The sequence below is a fragment of the Flavobacterium aquicola genome (assembly GCF_003385115.1).
GTDB lineage: Bacteria > Bacteroidota > Bacteroidia > Flavobacteriales > Flavobacteriaceae > Flavobacterium > Flavobacterium aquicola.
Window position 1 is genome coordinate 50,731 of the sequence record NZ_QUNI01000004.1, and the last position, 19,967, is coordinate 70,697.

Sequence of the window (19,967 nt, forward strand, 5' to 3'; positions counted from 1 at the left end):
AAACAAAGTGGTTTATAAATTAAATTAAGTTGACGTGAACTGGAGCATCCGATGATCTGGCAACGATGCCTGCTGCAGATTTTACAGCCGGAAAAGTATACACCGTTTTTATTGCTGGATCTTCTGCATCTGGATACAGAATCGAACAAATTTCGCATAATTAATTTTTTGTATAATGTCTGAGCTAATGTAACGATCCCGTATCTAATCTCATTTTAGTACAAAATGTTCTTTTCACTACAAAAATTATCTTGATTTACTTTTCTCTTTTTTCCGGGACGACAATTCTCTGAAATTAGAAAGATCACTAAGGTATGAAAATCTTTAAAAGAGAACTCAATATTAAAACTAAAACTTTAATACAATTAAAATTTGGCAGCTGTTTTGAGAAATTCACTCCTTATAAATTGTCCTTTAGCTTATTATTCTCCCCATACAGCTCTTTATAATTAGTGATGATTACACTAATTATTCAAAAAACTGCATCTATTTAAACGGTACCCTCTTATTTAATTTCTAAACTATAACTCAAATCTGCTAAAAATTAATTCTTTTACTTTCTTCAGGAGTTCTATCCTGCTTTTCTTTTTCTTTTGATTTTCCCTTTTTAAAATTGTAGTTAACAGAAATTCCTACTGCGGTTTCATCATTACGTATATTACTGAAACCTTTTACGGATCTGCTTTCAAAAGCCGCTTTTTCACGTATAGACCTAAAAATATCGTTGAAATACAGCTGAACATTAAGTTTTTCGTCAAGCAATTTCTTTCGAATCCCTCCTGAAACAGACCAGATATCAGGAATGCTTAATTGCCCAAATGCCATCTTTCCGTTGTAATATCCCGTTAATTGTGCAGTCCAGCCCTTTCCAAAAATAAATTGATTACTACAGTTTGCTAAAGGCGTAATTTGCGTGTTCTTTTTTGTCTGATCGAAATCAATCCACTTGTTTTCTGTATAAAATATAGAAATGCCTGCGCTCATTTGCCACCACTTTAAATTTATAAGCTCGCCAGCATCCAACTTAAGACCAAAGCGCAGGTTTGATGCATTGTTTTCGGTTGTTATAAGGAGTCCGCCCTTTTCGAAATCTTTAAATCCTGTTGCAATAGCATTGTTGGAAAAAGTGTAAAAAATGGTGGAACGATAGGTCTTTCGAAAAACATAAGCCAATTCAATATTATGTGTCAGTTCAGCTTGAAGCTTTGGATTACCTCGTATTATTGTAACCTGATCTACGATGTAATCAAACGGACTTAAATTGCGGTAATTAGGTCGGCTAATACGGCGATTGTATCTTATCGATACGTTTTTGTCATCATTTATGGCGTAAAGAATACTGGCATTTGGAAAAAGTTTAGTGTAAACAATCTGATAGGAAGAATCTTTCTCTATCTTTTTAATATCAATGGTGGCTGCATCGATTTGGGTGTTTTCTGCCCGTAATCCAGTCTGGAAATTCCAGCGGTTCATTTTTCCGCTCAATTGAATATAGCCTGCATTGATAATCTCACTATACTCATACTGGTTGCTGCTGTTAAAAATAGCATCATAACTGCCCCCGGAATCCCTGTAAACAGCCTGATTATGTATGTTAGTACTAGATAATTTGGTTCCTGTCTGAAATTGTGTTTTCTCTGATAAAGGAATTGAAAAATTACTTTGCAGAGATAACATCCTAATATCACCTTTCAAATTCCCTGATACACTATCCGTACGAGCCTGTATAAATGAAGGATTGAAATGTGAGCTATACAACTGGGTGTTTTCGTTGTGATCAAATGAAAGATAATCTGCTGAAATATTGGCCTCACATTTTTTTTCATCTTTGTAATCTGCACGAATACCGCCGTTTAGCGTTTTTTGTTGTAAATCACCTTGGGTTGTGGTATTAAGAACCGAATCCTTAATGGAATTGTAACTGGAAAATAATGCGATTGAATTTCCGGGAGTATTACGATGGAAAAAATTACCCGCAAAATTAGCCTCCAGACTTATAGATTTTGATAGCTCGAAATCGGCAGCAATTTTTAAGTTTTTGGTATTATCCTTATTTCTTGTTGAAACATTTTGTATTGTTGTTTTGGTAAAAGTTGTCTCCTTGTTTGCGAATTCATATGCTCTAAATAGTATTCCCTTCTTTGCCTTATCACCCTGAAAGTGAAAAAAATCTGCGCTAAATCCCATTTTATTTTTTCGCATTGTGCCGCGTGTCCATATATCACTGCGGGCATCTTTGCCCTTTTGATAGTTTAAAGCGGAAGAAAAAGTAAGATCCTGAACAGATATTTTTTTCAATCGAATATTAATAATTCCGGCTTTTCCTGAAGCATCATATTGAGCTGATGGGCTTGTTAAAATTTCTATTTTTTCAACAGAAGCAACAGCGGTTGATTTTAAAATATTGGCCAATGCAATCCCAGAAAAGTAGGTTTCTTTTCCGTTAATCTGTACATTTACACCTTGTTCCCCATTTAATATAATGGTCCCATCGTCGTTAACGATAAGCCCGGGTACGTTTTTTAGAGCTTCAAAAACAGTTCCCTGAGCCATAACAATTGAAGTATTGGGGTTTATTATGGTTTTTCCTGCTTCAAATTCAATGCCTTTTTTGGTTCCGACAACCCTAACTTCCTTCAAATGCAAAATGTTCTCTTGGAGAATAAAAGGCTCTAGTAAAAGGAGGCTATCAGTAGACACATCTATCCTCAATAGTTGTTTCTGAAATCCTGGCATCACGACAGACACAACATAATTTCCCTGTTTTGCTCCTAAAGAAAATTTTCCTTCATGATCCGTATTTGTTTTGTATACGTATGATGAATCAGTTGCATTTAACAATACTATCTCAGCACCAGGGACCGGTTGCTTTTTATTGTCTAAAACTATTCCCGTAATAGTTCTGTTTTGGGGTTGTGCCGAGATACTAAAAATGTTCAGGGCAATTGCAAATAATAGAATGACTTTAAATTTAGATTTGGACAGCATAAACATTTGACTTTACTTAGTTTTTAGTACTGCAAATGTCCAAGCTAAAAGAGCTTTAGAACGAACGAGCCAATAAGGCAATCGTTCGCGCTTATCGGGACGAACAGTTTTACCAATAAAAAGTCAAGTAATACTATTGAACTTTTAAATTTTTCCTGTAATCTGAAGGAGTGACAGAGGTATGTTTTTTAAATGCTGTATTGAATGAGGATTTAGAGTTATAACCGACCTTATCGGCAAGCTCCTCAGTGGTCAATTTAGAATTTTCGTCTCTTTGTATCAATTTTTCTGCATATGCGATTCGATAGGATGCTAAAAGTTCAAAGAAGTTTTTGTTCAGTCGTTCGTTAATTACCTGAGAAAGATGGTGCGTTGGCTTATTAATTTGCCTGGCCAGATCTTTAAGTGATGAGAGATTATTAGTAAAATAGAGATTTACTTCCATTTCATGTTTTACTTTATTCAGTATTTCGTCCTTCTGTTGCTCGGTAAGCGACGATTTTTGATATTTTGCTGTTGGAAAATCTAAGATAAAGAACGGTTGATTAAAATAATCCGAAGAATTGGTAATCCGATAGCTAATTATACATACATAAATACAATAATACGGTACTACTATCATCCCGATATCGCTTTTCATACCCCATAACAATTTTATAATGCAAAAAGCCAAAATCGTTATAAAACTATGGGCAAAACTATTTCGTACGATAGTTACCTTGGGACATTTTACATTAAAAAATGACTGATTAATACTTTTAAGTTTTTTCATTATTAGGAAAAGTGAAGCGCTGTAATATAGCAGAAGAGAAACAATTGTAATCTCGTTAGCATATTCCTTCACAGATAAAGGATCGGAGGAAAAAGTGGTAACAGCTTTAACCTCTTGCCAATCGGGATGTTTTAAACTGATATAGGAATTATACTTAAAGCCGTCGGGTTGGGCAAGATAAAAGCCAATATAGAAAAACCAAAAAAAGGGTACTATAAAATGATACCAATTTTTACTCTTTTTTTCAGGATAAAGGGTGTATTGAATGTATAAATAGAAAAATGGCCCCAGAAGAAAATTGAAGGGCTGGCTAAAGTTAGTCAAGTACAATACTTTTACTATATAACCGGTATTGTTAAGAAATTCTTCTAAGGCCAAAAAAGCAAAAGAAATAAGGAATAATCCCTGATAGATATTGGCTTTACTATATTTCCTACCGTTTTTAATAATAAAAAAAGAGATATAAATAGCCAGAAAAACAGTTAAAAACACAAAAATGTCTAATAAGTTAACATTTATATCTTCTTTCATTTGTACCTTTTTTATTGTTTTACATCAATAATAAAAAACCTTGTTTACTATTCTCAAATTAACGTGAGATAATATAATACAGCACCGAATTTCAAAGTACTCTCTAAAAATATTTGAATGTAATTGCTAAAAGAATGTCCTGTAAATTGTGATGTAAATATAAATAATCAGATGGATTTATACCATGACTTATTACTACAATCGGCTCATAATTTCTGGAAATAATGATTTTAATGTAAAAAAAATGGATAGTATATCCAATAATATTGTTGACGAAATCAACAAAATAAATTCAAATAAAAAAAAGGATGGATAATCGATTTACGGATAAATACCGGTGGGAATATGTATCCGATGATTGCTGGGATTAGTGACCTTATTGGTGATAATGAAAAATTAGGCGGATTTGTAACATCTAATAATCGATCAGATGGAGAGTGGTTATTGAAAAACGGTAATTTTTATGTAGATTCTAATCAGGTTTTAGATAGAAAAAAATTAAAAAAGCCAATCAAAAAACAATTACCGATAGCAGTTTTAATAAGCGGCTATACTGCAAGCTCAGGAGAGATGACTGCAGTTGCTTTAATTGGGAGAAGTAAAACGAAATTATTCGGTGAAGAATCTGCTAATTATACTACATCAAATCAGGGATTTAAAATTGATAAAAATTCAGAATTAAATTTAGCAGTAGGTTATGTGGCCGATAGAACTGGTAAAATTTACATTAAAAACATAAAACCTGATTTTGAGATAACTGGCGGAGATAATTTTGAGGATTTAAAATACGATGAAAAGATTATTCAGTCGATTAAATGGCTTAAAAATGAACCAGCGAACCGCTGAGGCGAATTTTGCTCCAGACAGGCTGCCTTAAAAACTGAAGTTTTCTACTTCTACTGAATTTAATGACGACAGAACGTTTCAGACTTTGAAGGCCTGGTCATCGTAAAGCTACTTAGCGGTAAGAGTAATAAAAAAAGAAGAACAGAACAGAAAATATTGTGTCTATATCATAAAGAAAATAATTCCTGAATTATATCCATCCCTCTTTCCCGTTACTGCAAAGTTGCCGGCTTGTCCATAAAAATTATTTTACTCAAATGGTGAATACTTTCCCGTGGTAAATTTCACTGCCATTAATGTTCGCACTCATAGAAACCTGAAAATAATTATGAATTAAGCAAAAAAATATCAAATCCAGTTTCAAAAGCGAAAAACAAAAAGCACAGGGATGCAATTAGGCTCATTTTAAGGAAACTAACACCATTCCTATTAGACGACAGCCTCCTATTAGCTTGTGCATATCATCTGTTCATCTTTGAAAACACCAACTATTTATCAGTTTCATCTAATTAAGAATTCTAATGATATAAAACTATTTTTAATAAAACTTCTTTAATAATTTCCATCATAAATAAATAAATAAATAAATAAATAATTATTTATTTTATCTTAATTCTATACCTGAAGACAAAAGAGAAATGCTTAAGATGGTTAAGAAAGACAAAGCAGCTTTTATAGAAAATCTTACCAGGATACTATAGAACAGGCATAAAATTAACAGCTTTCCATATTTGATGAGATGCCTGCTAACTCTTTTGCATACAAAACCCGTAATTTATATTTTACTTATTTGTAGACACTTTATTTTCATATAATTATATAAAAAACTTATCTTATTTTAATGTTACTGACTCGTCCTAAAATAGATTGACAAGTTTTACAATAAATTAGTTAAAACCAGTGGAGAAAATTTCACTGGTTTTTTCATATACAAAATTAGGTGTTTTCATCATTAAACTTAAATGTGGTCTTTTAGTATTGTAACATTCAATGGATTCTTTAATGAGCTTACTGAGTTCTTGACCATTTTTGCATTTATAAATCAAAAACTCATGCTTTAAAATACCATTAATCCTCTCGGCTAAAGCATTTTGACAACAATCATAACCATCTATCATTGAAGGGTTTATATTATTTTCTTTTAATACATTTTGATAAGTTTGTGAACAATATTGTAAACCTCTGTCTGAGTGATGTATCAAAGGAAGATTGTTTTTCCTATTTCTAACAGCCATTTTTAAAGCTTTGACCACATTTTGCGCACTCATATCATCACTGAGCTGGTAGCCTACAATTTTTCTGCTATAAGCATCGGTCACTAATGAAAGATAATGAGTTCTTTCTTTTGATTTTATATAAGTGATATCGCTAACGAATACTTGCTCACTTCTGTAAATAGACGTCTCTTTCAATAGGTTCGGATATTTATGTAACCAATGTTTAGAGAAAGTAGTTTTAGTATAACTTTTTACAGGTTTAATAAGCATATTTTCTCGTTTTAGATAACTAAAAAGGGCATCTCTTCCGATTTTTATTCCATTTTCAACAAAAACATTTTCCAGTAAAAAATATAGTTTTCTTGTTCCCAGGCGAGGCATATCCCGTCTTTGCTTTTCAACCAGTTCTTTTACTTTTATTAATTCTTTTTCTCTTTCAATAAAATGTATTTCTTGCTGATATATGGATTGTCGGCTTATCCCAAACAATCTACAAGTTTTAGAAAGGCTCACGCCTTCTTGCTGGATGCCTCGGATGGTTTGGGAGAAAACTTTTTTCTTATTTGAGTCCCGTATTGACTATCAGATATATCAATCATTGTGTTCAAAACTTTGTTTTTTAGCTTTTCATCTGCTAATTCTTTTTCAAGTCTTTTAATGATTTGTGCAGGAGTTTCGATGGATTTGGACATAAACAGAATCTTTGGTTTGCTCCAGTCTAAATTACCAAATTTTCTTAACCATACCAAAACAGTGCTTCTGCCTTGAATTCCGTATCTTTTTTGGGCTTGTTTATAGGTAAACTCGCCTTTCTCTACTTGAGAAACAACGGATAATTTAAAGCCTAAATTATAATCCCGTTGGGTTCGCTTTTCCTCTGTGTTGTCTGGGTTATTCATAATAAGTCGATTTTGTGTCAACTTATTTCAGGACGATACATACAAAAAAAATAAAGCCATTGAAATACAATGGCTTTATTTGTTCAAATTGGTATTTGCAAAAAAATAAAATTGGAATTCATTTCCACACTTCTATTGCAATCAAGCTGATTCAGTACAATAGTAATCTCGCCTTTATAAACCTTGTCAGCGGCTATTATCATTATTTTTGTTCCTTCTAAAAATTCACAATAAATACCTGAACTAACTTCCTTCAGGTCTTCCCTTAACCAGAATTCATCATAATTATCCTTTATATTTACCTTAAAAAAATAAATGTCTTTAGATTCTAGCATTATCTGGCGGTTACCTGTAAATATATTGTCAATGATATTCTGTATTGGCTTTTGGCCTCAATGAGTTTGTTTTTTGTATCAATCTTTAATGCCTCTGCTTCAAGAAGATCAGACAGCTGTAATATACCGTTAGTATAACCCTTTTGGCTTACCAATAAATTTTCCTCTGTTTGCAGCAGTGCTGCCTCCATTAGATGTATTTTATCATTTAGTTCTGTTAGATTTGTCCATGCCTTTTCCATTTGCAGACTCAATAATCCTTTATTGTCCTCTAAGGTATTTTTAGCAATTGATTCTCTGTTTTTAAGTTCTTTAAGTTTGTGTTTTGCCCCCCACCACTCAGATATTGGTATGTTCAGGGAGGCATAAACCATTCCGTTAGCAGCCCCGTCAAGATTAGATTCAAGCTGATCCATATAATAGCCAACGGCACCAACTCCAAAACTAGGAAGATAATCAGCCTTCTTCATTTTTGTTTCCAGTTTTGAAGCTTCAACCGCCTTTTCAAGAAGCTGATACTCTGCACGATTAGGAAGTGCGGTATTGCGGTCAACAAAGTAGTTTTCCGGTGCAGAAAAATCGGTTAGATCACTATTTAGCATTATATCAGAATTATAATCTGCACCTATTGTCTGACAAAGCTGCATAAGAGCCAATTTTCGACCGTTTGCAAGCTGCATCTTGCTGACTTGTAGTTCCTGCTGTTTGATTGTTACTTTAAGCAGGTCATTCTTTATGATGATGCCGCTTTTGAAAGCGGTATTTACCTGCCTGTAAAGTGTATCCAAAAATCGAATGTATCCTTCTAGTGTTTTTTGTTTTTCCTGTAATATTATCACTTGCCAATATTGCTGTTCCGTGATCAAAATTACTTCATTGGCCGTTAAAACCTGCTGCTGTTCTTTTACTTTTACATTTAAACTTGTAAGATTGTTAGCTGTTTTAATCTTTCCGCCAGCATATACCGGCTGCAAAACACTTACATATCCCAATCCCACTTGATTAAACAATCCCATATTAACATCGGGCATATAGGCAAATTGGGCCGCATTTGCCAAACTGGCCGGATTCCCGTCATATATTGGCAGGTTACCCCCTTTCATTTTAATTTCAAGCAATGGGTCTAATGCCTGCATACCAATGGCTGACGCAGTGACTTTTGGGAAATAATTGGTAAACATTTCTTTTTTAGACTCCTTGGCTGCATCTACTTCAAGTACACTGTTTTTGATCTTATTGTTATTCTTAACCGCCATGCTTTTGCTCTGCTCAATGCTAAGCTGTGTCTGACCATACCCATAACAAGAGATACAGAACATTAATATTATTATTTGTAAATTTCTCATCTTTAGTTCTTTTTATAGTATTCAGTGTTCCTTGTCAAATCTTCATTTTTATAAGTTATCCAATAAATCAAAGGCAGCATCGTAAGTATAAAAACCATTGAAATTAATGTCCCAAAAAATATTACTGTTCCCATAGGTCCCCAAAGCGGACTTTTACTGATAATCATAGGTATTACACCCATTGAGGCAGCCAATGAAGTAAGGAGTATGGGCCTCATTCTTCTCTTTCCTGCTTCTATACAAGCCTCCAGAACCAGCATTTTAGAGTGACTTCGAAGCTCTTCTATATAATCATACATAATAATTCCGTTCCTTACAATGATTCCTATCAAGCTCACCAGCCCTAATACTGCCGTCATGCTAAATTCCATATCCATCAGCCAAAGTCCGAATGCTGCACCAAAAAAACTAAAGGAAGTTGATGCAAATACCAATGTGGCAAGGCTTACTTTTTTGAAGTGGAAAACCAGTATGAAAAAAATAATAAGGATTGAAATAAGCAGCCCAGAAATTATTTTAGGAAGAGTTTCATCAGTATCTGCCTTCACTCCCCCATAAGAAACAGTGATATTCCTATCACCTATTTCTTTAGACATTTTTTGAACAATTTCCTCGACCTTCGACTGTGTTATATTCACTTTTTCTCCTCTTTTTAGGTCCACATATACCGAAAGTGTCCGTACTCCATTTCTGTGGACAATCTGTCCCTCCTGCCAGCCATTGGTTACCTTTGCCACCTGTCTGAGCGGTACTGCAGGAGTAAAAAGTCCGGATACATATTCATTTTCTACATCGGAGCCTTTAGGGTCTTTATCCTGCCATTTTGATTTCAATACTACAGGAACTTTATAATCGCCTTCCCAAATGTTTGTAATAGGCATCCCTCCAAATCTTGAAGTCAGACCAATTCCCAATATGCCTTCATTAATTCCTAATCGGTTGGATTCTACAGGATCAACACTGATTGTGATGTCTGGAAGTATTTCTTCATAATTAGTATAAACTCTTGCTTGTGTATTGAGCTTTTTAATATCTGATTGCAATTTTGCAGCAGTTGCTTTTAGATCCGAAATACTGTCACCGCTTAGCCTCACTTCAACATCAGCATCTACGCCGGCCTGATAGTCTAGCTGCTTGAATTTGATGTAAGCTTCTGGATAGTTTCGGGCGTACTTTTCAGAGTACTCGTCCAGAAGTTCGACGGTTGCTTCACTAGAAACCGTATTAACAATAAACTGTGCAAAATTGGGACCACCAATTTTAGGTGCATAAGTGGTATGAAACCTTGGGGAGCCTGTCCCCATAAAAGTAGTTATAGAGGTTATGCGTTTGTCTTTTGAAAGTACTTCAGCCAAATCTTTAGCAACAATTTCTGTTTGCGCTAGTGCACTGGCCTGCGGCAGAAATATTTCTACTGCAAATTGATTTCTTTCCGCTGTAGGCATTATTTTCAAAGGGAGATTAACAAACATGGCGACTCCCAATACAACAAAGGCAACACCAATACACAATGTTATTTTAGGAAAGCGGAATACATTTTCAAGCACCGCATTATAAAAAGACTGCACATAATCCATAAAAGATTTATAACGCTTTTCTCCATTTGGTGCTGAGTGAATTCCTTTTTTGATAAAAAAATACTGCAGAAAAGGAACAAACAATATTGCAATAGCCAGCGAAATTGACAAAGTAATCAGTATCGTCCATGGAAACGCACTCAAAAAATCATACATCATTCCGGTAAAAGTGATCAAGAAAGGAAAAAATGTAATTCCAATAGCCAGGGTTGCCGAAAATATCGCTTTGAAATACTCGCGGGCACTGTCGATTGCTGCTTTTTTTCTCTCAGCGCCTTCATCCAGCTTCTCCAGATAACTGTCAACTATGACTATAGAATTATCGACTATCATTCCAAGCACAACAATTAATGCAGCAAGGGTTACGGTATTTAATTCTATTCCTAGAGCAAACATCAGCCCTAAAGAAATGAAAATGGTAATTGGAATCGTTGAAGCGGCAACACCTGCTACACGAATAGGCAGAAAAACAACGGTTACTAATATCACAGCAATAATTGCAATACCAAGTTCCTTTAAAAAGGTATTTATTGAAGCATCAACTACCTGTGGCTGATCGGCAATACGGTAAATTTTTACATCCGGAGGAAGTGTCTTTTCAAAAGCCTTCAATACCTTATCTACATCAGTTCCGAACTGTACAATATTATATCCCTCACGCATTTCGGTAGAAAGAACAAGACACTTTTTATTGTTACTTATCGTATAACTCGAAGCTTTAGGATATTCACGAACCACTTTGGCTACATCTTTGAGCCGTATATGGTTACCTTGAGGATCGGAGTAAATAATCTGTTCCTCCAAATCTCGTTCTGAAGAAAATGGCCGGGCAATATGAATAGGCACAACCATCTCATCATTATCAATTACCCCTGCAGGTCCGATCATACCTTTAGTTAGCAGTGTTTGGTACAGGCTGTAAATATTAATACTGTAACTGGCGACCTTTTCTTTATCTACATAAATACTCAGCTGCTCATCCTGAACACCATAACGCCGAAGATTTGATACAGACTCTACGCCTCTTAATTTGTTTTCTAACGCTTCAATATAAATTTTAAGCTGACGATAAGTCTTTGTATCTGATTCCAAGGCAATAAGCAGCGCAGAGGTGTCACCAAAATCATCATTGGCAATTACTGCAAGCACGCCGGAAGGCAGCTGCATTTTAAAGGCAGTAAGACCATGCTTGATTTTTGACCAGACTTCATCCTTATTACTCACTTCATCATTTAGCTCCACAAAAACATAGACGATTCCGTCCCTTGACTGCGAATAGGTCTTTGCCTTTTTTACTTCTTTATACGTAAACAGAAATTTTTCCAGTGGTTTGGCCAGCTGCTCCTCCACTTCTGCTGAAGTAGCTCCCGGATACACTCCTGCAACTACTCCCTGCCGTATTGTAAATACCGGAAATTCCTGTTTAGGCATCTTGTATAAACCGTAAATTCCAAACAATACCATCGTAGTAATGAGCAGCAGTACAATCTTATTATACTTTATTGCCCATGCAATAATTCCTTTATCTTCATTCATCTGCAATGCTTATTAATTGTTAGCTTTTACTGTTATCCCTTCACTAATATTCTGATATCCTGCCGTAATCAGCTTATCGCCTTCTTGAAGACCGCTAAGTACCTGAACACCGTTTTGCGAAAGACTTCCAAGCTTTAGTTCTCTGTAAACTGCTTTGTTATTTTTATCTTGGAGCCATACGAATCTTTTTCCCGAATAGTCCACTTGTACCGCACGCAAAGGGACTATAATATTGCTTTCGGAACTGCCTGTGCCCAAATAAGTACGGCAGACCATTCCTGGTATAATTTTGCCCGATGGATTATTTACCTGCAATTTTATATCATAAGTATGTGATACCTGATTGGCTAAAACCCCTTTTTCTACAAGTGTCCCATCAAAGGATGCATTGTCCAAAGCTGAAACAATCACTTTAGCTTTAGTCCCTTCATGCATGTTAGAAATTTCACCTTCTGGTATTGCTGCCTTGATCTTCACGTTACGGATATCCATTATCGTAAAAACTGGACTTCCCGGCATTACATTAGCCCCTGTTTCGAAAAGCTTTTTTCCAATGACACCTGTAAACGGTGCATATATAGCGCATTGATGGAGATTTTTTCTTGCAATCTCTTCGCTGGCTCTGGCTTGTTCGAGTTTTGTTTTAATATCGATAAACTGAATTTCCGGAAGACTGTTCTGTTCGTACATTGATGAAAATCTTTTGTAAGCATCTTTAGCCTGCTTTAATGCCGCTACCGATAAGTCATGAGAATTCTTTACAGAAGTAGTATTAAGCCTGGCTAATAATTGCCCTTTAGTTACCTTTTGACCTTCACTAACAGCTATTTGTTCAATAGTTCCTGGTAAAATAAAACTAATCTCTACTGTTTTATCACTCTCCACTGTCCCAATGTATTCTTGTTTATAGACATTTTTGTCTGCTGTAATATTCTGAATTCTGACAGGAATAGTATTCACCTCTTTTGGAGTATCCTTAGTATTACAAGAGAATACAGCCAGTAATACCGATAACGCCCCCCAAAGTTTAACCGAAATAGATCTTGATTTGTTCATTTTTTTCTTCAATTATGTTTAGTAACAAATATCTATTATAGACAGCATTCGGCAAGAACCAATTTATCTTCAAAACTGTTCAAAATTTCGCTATTTTTATATCTTTACCAAAAACAATATTTTTATTAATTATGAATAGGGAGCTCTACAATAAAATTTCTATAGAACATTTTGCCAAGCAGCTGCATGTCGATGTACTTATGGATATAGATGATTTTATAGTCTCACGGAATGCCACAAAGATTGAGGAGCATGCCATTGATGCTAATCATCCGCATATAGTTGATGGTATTGCAATTGTATTTTGTAAAAAAGGATCTGCTAAAGTCAAAATAAATCTCATTGAACATGATGTTGATGAGAATACATTAGTAATTATTCATCCTAATAGCATTATCGAGATAAATGAACAAGGCAAGGATTTAAGAGTTGACTTCCTGCTTTTTACATTCGACTTTGTCTCAAATATAAAGCTCTCTACAGAAATGGGACACATTGTAAAATTAGTAGAAGAAAAAGCATGCTGGCATTTAGAAAAAGAACAGTTTAAAGAAATGCTGGCGATTCATGAATTGGTTGTACTGCAGTATCAAAAGCAGGATTTATATCGGGAACAAATTATCAAGAGTTTTCTAACGGCATTACTTTATAAAATACTGCAGTTGTATTTTATAGAAAATATTAGTTCTGTGCCAAAATATAAAAATCGTCAAGAAGAAATTCACATGAAATTTACTGCACTCCTTTATGAGCATTATAAAAAAGAGCGAAGCATTCAATTTTATGCTGATAAACTCCATCTGACACCAAAGTATTTTTCTAAAACAATCATGGCGGTCAATGGAAAATCTGTTACGGAATGGATTGATGAAATCGTAATTATGGCAGCCAAAGCACTTTTGAAAAGTTCCAATTTGACAGTATCCCAAATTGCAGATGAGTTAAATTTTGCCAATCCTTCATTTTTTGGGACATATTTTAAAAAAAGAGCTGGGCTTACGCCTTTGCAATATAGAAATTATTAACATCTTAAATGATGCAGAAAACAAAAGCAGAAAGTATATCAAGAAAGAATGGAGTTATTCATAAGACCTATGGTCGCAAAGACTTTTACCGTTGGGCTTTATCCTAATATTGTAAACATTATTGCAAGACCTGCTTTGCTTTGCATCTATTTGATATCGGTACTTGTTATGCTGTTTCGTTTTTGATCAAAGATGAATACCAACAAGCGTATTCCAAAAACACAAACCCGCAATGTGTTAATATGGCTTTTTAGCTTTGTGTTTGCCATTTTTTTAATAATTATTTGTTTTGCTGTACTTTTCTATTCCTTTTTGAAAGAACCTAATCCAGACTTGACACAATTAAAAACAAGTTTACCAATGGATATTATCAGTTTCTGCTTGCTGACGATTCCTCTGAGTTTACTCATTTTTCCAGAATTACTCTATGGGATTCCGCAAAGGAAAAAAAATAAAAAAGTTAATTTTATACAACGAGAAGAAGCAGATACAAATAATGAAGAAATAAAACTATCAGAAAATGACAGTATAAGCAACAAAGTAACTGCCTCCAAAAAAGAAGAAAATAATCCAATTCAATCAGAACTTGAGCTAAAAGACATTGAACCAAGATTTATAGAACTATCTCAGTCCATTTTAGCTTATATCAAAAAAAGTAAAATCTTGCTAAATCCGAATTTTTCGATGGAAGAACTATCCCGATCTATGAACGTACCCAAACATCACCTTTACTATTGCTTCAACAGTGTATTAAAAATTAAGCTGACAAAAATACGAGCTGAACTTAGGATTGAATATGCAAAAAAACTAATAGAAGATGGACTACTAGATTCATTAACGCTAGATGCAATAGTATCTACAGATTCTATAATACAAGGATCTTCTATAGATTTCCAATCCATCTTTTTTTATAATCCTCTTTAAATTCATGTTTCCATCGTCTATGGCTCCATAGATAATTTTCAGGATTCTCCAGAATTACATTTTCCAATTTTTTAGCAAAATGATTTGTAATTGTACCTAGTATATGTGGTTTTGAAAAATCACTTATGGGACTTATTGTAATTTTATAATAACCTCTTTTTACTTTTGTAATATTTGCAAAAAAAACGGTTGTTTTATTTGACGTTGTATAAAGTTCTGGTCCGTTCAAAAAAGCAGTTTTTTGCCGTAAAAATGAGGTCCAAAAGCTTCTTTCAGGAATTTTAGGATTTTGGTCGGCAACCAAAATTAAGACATGTTGTTCTTGTGAAAATCTTTCAATTTCACTTTTCATGTTTTTTGAATTCACCATTTTAGAGCCAAAACGACTGCGCAGTTTTAGCATTAAATAATTAATTGTTTTATTCTTAATTGGTTTGTATGCTACGACAACTGTGCTGCTTAAAGTGGAAGAAATATGAGCATTAGCCAACTCCCAATTGAATTGATGCCCTAAATAAATATGACAATTTTTATTTTCTGAAAGCGTTTTTTCAAGTTCTGAATAGTCGCAGATTATATGCGATTGCAAATCCTTTTGGGAAATGGATAATAATTTTAAGGTTTCAATAAAATTGTCACAAAAATTTTTATAGAATTTTTTTTCTATAAAATGCCGTTCATTTTCGCTTAAATTGTAAAATGCCTTTTTTAAATTGAGATATACAATTTTTCGTCGGTATCTGATACCATAATATAAAAAATAATAGCATAGCCGTGAAATACCATATAGTAACCATAAAGGTAACAGTGATAAAGAATAAAGAAAAAGCGAAATCATTTGTAGAAGTTATTTTATTTTTGACGAAAGTTTCAGGAATACAATTAGTATAATTTTTGATAAATTCAGATGGATAACAATTTTATTTATCACTGCTGTTTTCAAAAAAGAACTCTATACTTTTACAAATAGTCACATCTTTTATAATACGGTATGTATAAATTTCGAAAACAGTATTTGGTTTTTATAAACAATGAACGGCTTTTTTTAAATGCAGATATGATGTGTTTATTTCATTCATAAAACCCTCCCATTTCATTGTGTGTCTTTTTTCTTTTTCTGGGATTTTATGTATCAGCCCATTTGTCTTTTCAAAAGCATTTATGATTTCGTCATTATACTTAGCTGTTATTACAGTTTTTCCTTTTTTAAGATTTTTTTCTAAAATCTCGAATTGTAAGCATACTTTAAATGAAGCGAATGTGAACTGGCATGCAAGTTTTATAATTGCAATATCTTTTTCAATTTCGTTTTCTACATTGCTTAACTTTTTCAGAATATTTTTCATTTGAATGAGGATCATTTCATTAGTTCTGCAGCTTCCATCTTTAAGTTCCATCTCCAAATCACCCAATAGGCCATTGATATAAATGTATTCTTGATCAATTTGCGAAGCCAGTTCCATTCTAAAATCATTTATGCTATTCTTCATTTTTGACACAGCACATTCAAATTCTTTTTTTATATCTGCTTTATTCATAGACAGTTGAACAACTAGAAAATCGACATCTTCGATATCCCTTAGGCATTGTTCCGTAATCATTGCTAAGAATAATTTTTCATTTGTTTTTTTTATTAATTCCATTTTGCTCTACTCTTTTTATTTTAATTTTCTAATTCCTTTTTGATATTTAGCCACACAAATTTTAAATTCTGCTTTAGCTTCAATCAAGACATTATAAGGCCAAAGGAAACCGGCAAAGTCCAATAAGTTTTTTTAAATGCCAATCTGGATATCTCCTCTGTAAGGTATAGGCGGCCTTCGACAGTCATTTCTTTTATAGTAAAGCTTTATCCAATGCCAGCGGCTGAAAGAGTGGGCTTAGCAGTGCTGAATTTTCCACTTCTGGCAGATCAGCAAAAAAACAGGCAAAATATTTAGGACCACTGCCGTACTGAACAAGTCTATTTTCATATTTTTTTATTTTCTCAATCAAACTGCTGCATAACAATATTAATAATTTGGCAGCGATAGTAGAGGAATCTCAAGACCTGATGCTAATACTCTGGTTTTACTCCGATGAACTAGAGAATCCCAAAAACCATACTTTTGTGGCACCATTATCAAAAGATCTGCGTGATAAATCTTAATTTCTTTTTCTATTTCATCAATTACTGCATTAGACCTGACGGTTTTATACAAATATTTTACATCTTCAAATTCTTTATCAATATTCGAATTTTCAAGAGCTCTTTTCCGCTCTTTCTTAAGAGTATCAAGATTCTCCTCTACACTGAAAAATTCAATTTCAGCCTCAAAGTCAACTAGTATTCTCCTAAAACTGCTGAACCTTTTAATAGCAGAAAAACTTAAACTGTCGCAGGCGTATAGGACTTTTTCAATATTTAAAAATTTTGCACTCTTCGGCACAGCCAATACTGGGATTTGAAGATTTTTAATGACAGAAGTTGTTGAATTTCCCAACAGTTCCTGTTCAAACGTACGCTCGGCCATCCCCATCACCACAACATCTGCTTTTTTATCATCTATTATCCTTAATAGCTCGTCTTCAAGGAAAGAATACGTACATATCGATTCTGTTTCAATTTTAAACATAACAGCAGTCCTTACTGCTAAATCTTCTAGTTTTAAGATTGTCCTGTTAATCTGCTGTTGGACCGCATCTGCTGTAATATGAGCGTTTGAACTATGTACACTAAGTGAAAAAGAATTAAATAAGATAAGTTTTGCTTCTGTCTTCTGTGCCAGACCAGCTGCATAAGCAACAGCATTATTAGCTGTGGGAGAAAAATTAGTTGTAGCAATGATAGTAAGTTTTGTTTTCATGATAGTAATCTATTACTTATTTAATGTAAAAATGGCTAATTTAAAATTGCGCCGAATTTTAAAGTTACCGAACTCACATTATTTGCACCTCAAACGTAAATTTCGGTTTCTGAAATAATCAAAAAAAACATATGTTTAATCTATTATTGATAAAAAGATGTAAAAGTTATCCTTGACAATTATTAAATAAGGTAACGGCATAAAAAAAGCAAAAGTTTGAAAACAACTTTTGCTTTTTTTAAAAGATCTAACTTTTTGCTTTACATAATTCCACCAAATAAAATTTCATTTAAACGCAGTAATTGGCAGTGTCGATTTCAAATAGAGTAAAACCTACTTTAATAAGAAATAAGTCTTATAAAATTTTCAAAACCTAAACTGCCAATTATTTTATAGAACTAACGCCAAAGAGGAGCTATAATCAGTCTTTATTTTAAATTTTCAACCGCCCATTGCTCCATAGTCAGTCCAGGACGTCCCAATACAGTAAACACATCATCTTTTACAATGTTCTGGGCTTGCATTTTACCTCCTTTTGCCAGCTGCATAGTGATTTGGGCACTTTCCATATAATTTTTCACAGATGCAGATGGAATTTGATCAATCATAGCAGTCATATCTTCAGGATTAAGCATAATACATTTAATATCTTTTCCAGATCCTTTTGATAGACGGGCAGCAACTTCAGTACCTGTAAGTACTTCTGTGCTTAAGTAATAATTAGCTCCTGCATGTTTTTGCGGACCTGCACGCAGCACTTCAGCTGCTACAGCAGCAATATCGGAAGCAAACACCCAACCTTGAGATGCATCGCCCCATAATACTGTAAAATAACCAGTCTCACTTATCGGCGGGTCTACCACCAAGATAGAATCTGCGATTACATTTGGGTGAATATGGGTCCATGCCATGCCACTAGACTCAATATAAGTTTCTATTAAATCATGCCAAATAAAATGAGGAATTAAGTCTCGGCGAGATGTAAATACTCCCAAATGAACAATATGGCCCACACCTGCTTCCCCTGCGGCGTCTACCAGCATTTTACTCTGGCGAAGCATGTCAGAGGTATAACTCGTCAAAAGAAATACTCTGTCTACGTTTTCTAATGCTTCAGCAAAGGTTTCTGGTTTATCTAAATCCAGTACTGCAGACTCATAACCTTCTTTGTTCCATTTATTGACTGTGGCGATTTCAGTTGAAGACAGACGAATTACCGTTCCTTCGCTGTTTTTTTCAAGCTCTTTAACTATATGTGAACCAACGCGGCCTGTCGCGCCAATAATTAATATTCTTGCTTTTTTATTAGAATCTGCATGCAGATTGTCATTACTTTCCATAAATCTAAAATTTAATATTAATAAATATACAAATGAATTAGGCACCCAAACATAATTAAGTAGATACAATTAATTTCATCTATGTAAAATTAATAAACAATACTATACTTTTACAACCTGTTACCTAAAGGATAGTAATAACATAAAGAATAGTATCTAAAGAAGTTAAAATATGAAATACAAACATGCAAGATTATCAATACAAGATACAATGGATGTTGTTGGAGGAAAGTGGAAATTAATTCTAATTTTTGTACTCTTCGACGGGAAAAAAAAATTTAATGAACTTACAAGAGAGATTGGTATAAGTCCGAGAGTTTTATCAAAGGAGCTGCACGAACTGGAAGTAAATGGTTTGATAAAACGCAGGGTTTGTGATACCAAACCAGTTACCGTTGAATATTCGCTCGCTCCATATAGTGAAAGCCTGAAAGATGTAATTGTAGCATTGTGCAAATGGGGAGAAGCGCACAGAGAAAATATAATTGCCGGGAAGTTCGATATGTCGCCAAAAAGTAAATCCATTTTATAATTACATAAAATCCTTAGTAGTTATGCTCAAAACAGTAAGTCGCTGTCAGAGGAATGGCGGGGACAATTTTGGGCTTCGTAGAAAGAGGTCTTTCAACTGAATATCAATACAATATCCAAAGGACATCTAAAAAGTAACTTTGGAGCAGGTAAATAACGCTGTAAAAATACTTTTACTTACAGCTTGAAAAAATGATT

General features: G+C 34.0%; 14 protein-coding genes. 4 read left to right on the top strand and 10 right to left on the bottom strand.

The window, feature by feature from the left end; genetic code table 11:
• Positions 1 to 537 precede the first annotated feature (537 nt).
• Together C8P67_RS07755 and C8P67_RS07760 are read right to left on the bottom strand one after the other, a co-directional pair.
• Positions 538 to 2,988 carry a TonB-dependent receptor gene (locus C8P67_RS07755; protein ID WP_170141428.1) on the bottom strand — a complete coding sequence of 817 codons (2,451 nt, stop codon included), beginning with the start codon at positions 2,986 to 2,988 and terminating at the stop codon, positions 538 to 540.
• A 133-nt stretch (positions 2,989 to 3,121) separates the two neighbouring features.
• Complete coding sequence (locus C8P67_RS07760; RefSeq protein ID WP_115812087.1) at positions 3,122 to 4,291, bottom strand: helix-turn-helix domain-containing protein; 1,170 nt, start codon at positions 4,289 to 4,291, stop codon at positions 3,122 to 3,124.
• 315 nt (positions 4,292 to 4,606) lie between these two features.
• Between C8P67_RS07760 and C8P67_RS07765 the strand changes: the two genes are divergently transcribed.
• Positions 4,607 to 5,137, top strand: coding sequence for a S41 family peptidase (locus C8P67_RS07765; protein WP_262511448.1), 531 nt, complete (start codon positions 4,607 to 4,609; stop codon positions 5,135 to 5,137).
• 887 nt (positions 5,138 to 6,024) lie between these two features.
• Here C8P67_RS07765 and C8P67_RS07770 read toward each other — a convergent pair.
• From C8P67_RS07770 to C8P67_RS07790, 4 genes are all read right to left on the bottom strand, one after another.
• Positions 6,025 to 7,253 (bottom strand): IS3 family transposase gene (locus tag C8P67_RS07770; protein ID WP_394338644.1). Its coding sequence is split into 2 segments (ribosomal slippage): positions 6,025 to 6,893 and positions 6,893 to 7,253, totalling 1,230 coding nucleotides; the frame shifts between segments, so codons are not numbered across the junction.
• Positions 7,254 to 7,587: 334 nt separating this feature from the next.
• Complete coding sequence (locus tag C8P67_RS07780) at positions 7,588 to 8,934, bottom strand: TolC family protein (RefSeq protein WP_115812093.1); 1,347 nt, start codon at positions 8,932 to 8,934, stop codon at positions 7,588 to 7,590.
• A gap of 2 nt (positions 8,935 to 8,936) precedes the next feature.
• Positions 8,937 to 12,047: an efflux RND transporter permease subunit gene (locus tag C8P67_RS07785; RefSeq protein WP_115812095.1), complete on the bottom strand. Its 3,111-nt coding sequence runs from the start codon at positions 12,045 to 12,047 to the stop codon at positions 8,937 to 8,939.
• 12 nt (positions 12,048 to 12,059) lie between these two features.
• Complete coding sequence (locus C8P67_RS07790) at positions 12,060 to 13,103, bottom strand: efflux RND transporter periplasmic adaptor subunit (RefSeq protein ID WP_115812097.1); 1,044 nt, start codon at positions 13,101 to 13,103, stop codon at positions 12,060 to 12,062.
• A gap of 131 nt (positions 13,104 to 13,234) precedes the next feature.
• On the opposite strand from C8P67_RS07790, the gene C8P67_RS07795 reads away from it, so the two are divergent.
• Both C8P67_RS07795 and C8P67_RS07800 read left to right on the top strand, forming a co-directional pair.
• On the top strand, positions 13,235 to 14,128 hold the full coding sequence (locus C8P67_RS07795; RefSeq protein ID WP_115812099.1) for a helix-turn-helix domain-containing protein: 894 nt from the start codon (positions 13,235 to 13,237) through the stop codon (positions 14,126 to 14,128).
• Positions 14,129 to 14,320: 192 nt separating this feature from the next.
• Entirely contained in the window at positions 14,321 to 15,052 is a 732-nt protein-coding gene (locus tag C8P67_RS07800; RefSeq protein WP_115812101.1) for a helix-turn-helix domain-containing protein, read from the top strand.
• Here C8P67_RS07800 and C8P67_RS07805 read toward each other — a convergent pair.
• The 4 genes from C8P67_RS07805 to C8P67_RS07820 all read right to left on the bottom strand — a co-directional run bounded on the left by C8P67_RS07805 (position 15,012) and on the right by C8P67_RS07820 (position 19,307).
• Positions 15,012 to 15,890 (bottom strand): lysophospholipid acyltransferase family protein, encoded by an 879-nt coding sequence (locus C8P67_RS07805; protein WP_115812103.1) that lies wholly within the window; start codon positions 15,888 to 15,890, stop codon positions 15,012 to 15,014. The two genes, C8P67_RS07800 and C8P67_RS07805, sit on opposite strands and share 41 nt — an antisense overlap.
• A gap of 184 nt (positions 15,891 to 16,074) precedes the next feature.
• Positions 16,075 to 16,695 (bottom strand): hypothetical protein, encoded by a 621-nt coding sequence (locus C8P67_RS07810; RefSeq protein ID WP_115812105.1) that lies wholly within the window; start codon positions 16,693 to 16,695, stop codon positions 16,075 to 16,077.
• 369 nt (positions 16,696 to 17,064) lie between these two features.
• Positions 17,065 to 17,898: a universal stress protein gene (locus C8P67_RS07815; RefSeq protein WP_115812107.1), complete on the bottom strand. Its 834-nt coding sequence runs from the start codon at positions 17,896 to 17,898 to the stop codon at positions 17,065 to 17,067.
• Positions 17,899 to 18,326: 428 nt separating this feature from the next.
• A complete protein-coding gene (locus C8P67_RS07820) occupies positions 18,327 to 19,307 on the bottom strand; it encodes an NmrA family NAD(P)-binding protein (RefSeq protein ID WP_147298207.1) in 981 nt (326 codons plus the stop codon).
• 103 nt (positions 19,308 to 19,410) lie between these two features.
• On the opposite strand from C8P67_RS07820, the gene C8P67_RS07825 reads away from it, so the two are divergent.
• Complete coding sequence (locus C8P67_RS07825; protein ID WP_115812111.1) at positions 19,411 to 19,770, top strand: winged helix-turn-helix transcriptional regulator; 360 nt, start codon at positions 19,411 to 19,413, stop codon at positions 19,768 to 19,770.
• Positions 19,771 to 19,967 lie beyond the last annotated feature (197 nt).

Excerpts from the sequence above, each read along its gene's own strand:
- C8P67_RS07805 (WP_115812103.1), bottom strand. The coding sequence starts at position 15,890 with ATGATTTCGCTTTTTCTTTATTCTTTATCACTGTTACCTTTATGGTTA.
- C8P67_RS07780 (WP_115812093.1), bottom strand. The coding sequence starts at position 8,934 with ATGAGAAATTTACAAATAATAATATTAATGTTCTGTATCTCTTGTTAT.
- C8P67_RS07810 (WP_115812105.1), bottom strand. The coding sequence starts at position 16,695 with ATGGAATTAATAAAAAAAACAAATGAAAAATTATTCTTAGCAATGATT.
- C8P67_RS07790 (WP_115812097.1), bottom strand. The coding sequence starts at position 13,103 with ATGAACAAATCAAGATCTATTTCGGTTAAACTTTGGGGGGCGTTATCG.
- C8P67_RS07795 (WP_115812099.1), top strand. The coding sequence starts at position 13,235 with ATGAATAGGGAGCTCTACAATAAAATTTCTATAGAACATTTTGCCAAG.
- C8P67_RS07825 (WP_115812111.1), top strand. The coding sequence starts at position 19,411 with ATGAAATACAAACATGCAAGATTATCAATACAAGATACAATGGATGTT.
- C8P67_RS07760 (WP_115812087.1), bottom strand. The coding sequence starts at position 4,291 with ATGAAAGAAGATATAAATGTTAACTTATTAGACATTTTTGTGTTTTTA.
- C8P67_RS07785 (WP_115812095.1), bottom strand. The coding sequence starts at position 12,047 with ATGAATGAAGATAAAGGAATTATTGCATGGGCAATAAAGTATAATAAG.
- C8P67_RS07800 (WP_115812101.1), top strand. The coding sequence starts at position 14,321 with ATGAATACCAACAAGCGTATTCCAAAAACACAAACCCGCAATGTGTTA.
- C8P67_RS07755 (WP_170141428.1), bottom strand. The coding sequence starts at position 2,988 with ATGCTGTCCAAATCTAAATTTAAAGTCATTCTATTATTTGCAATTGCC.
- C8P67_RS07815 (WP_115812107.1), bottom strand. The coding sequence starts at position 17,898 with ATGAAAACAAAACTTACTATCATTGCTACAACTAATTTTTCTCCCACA.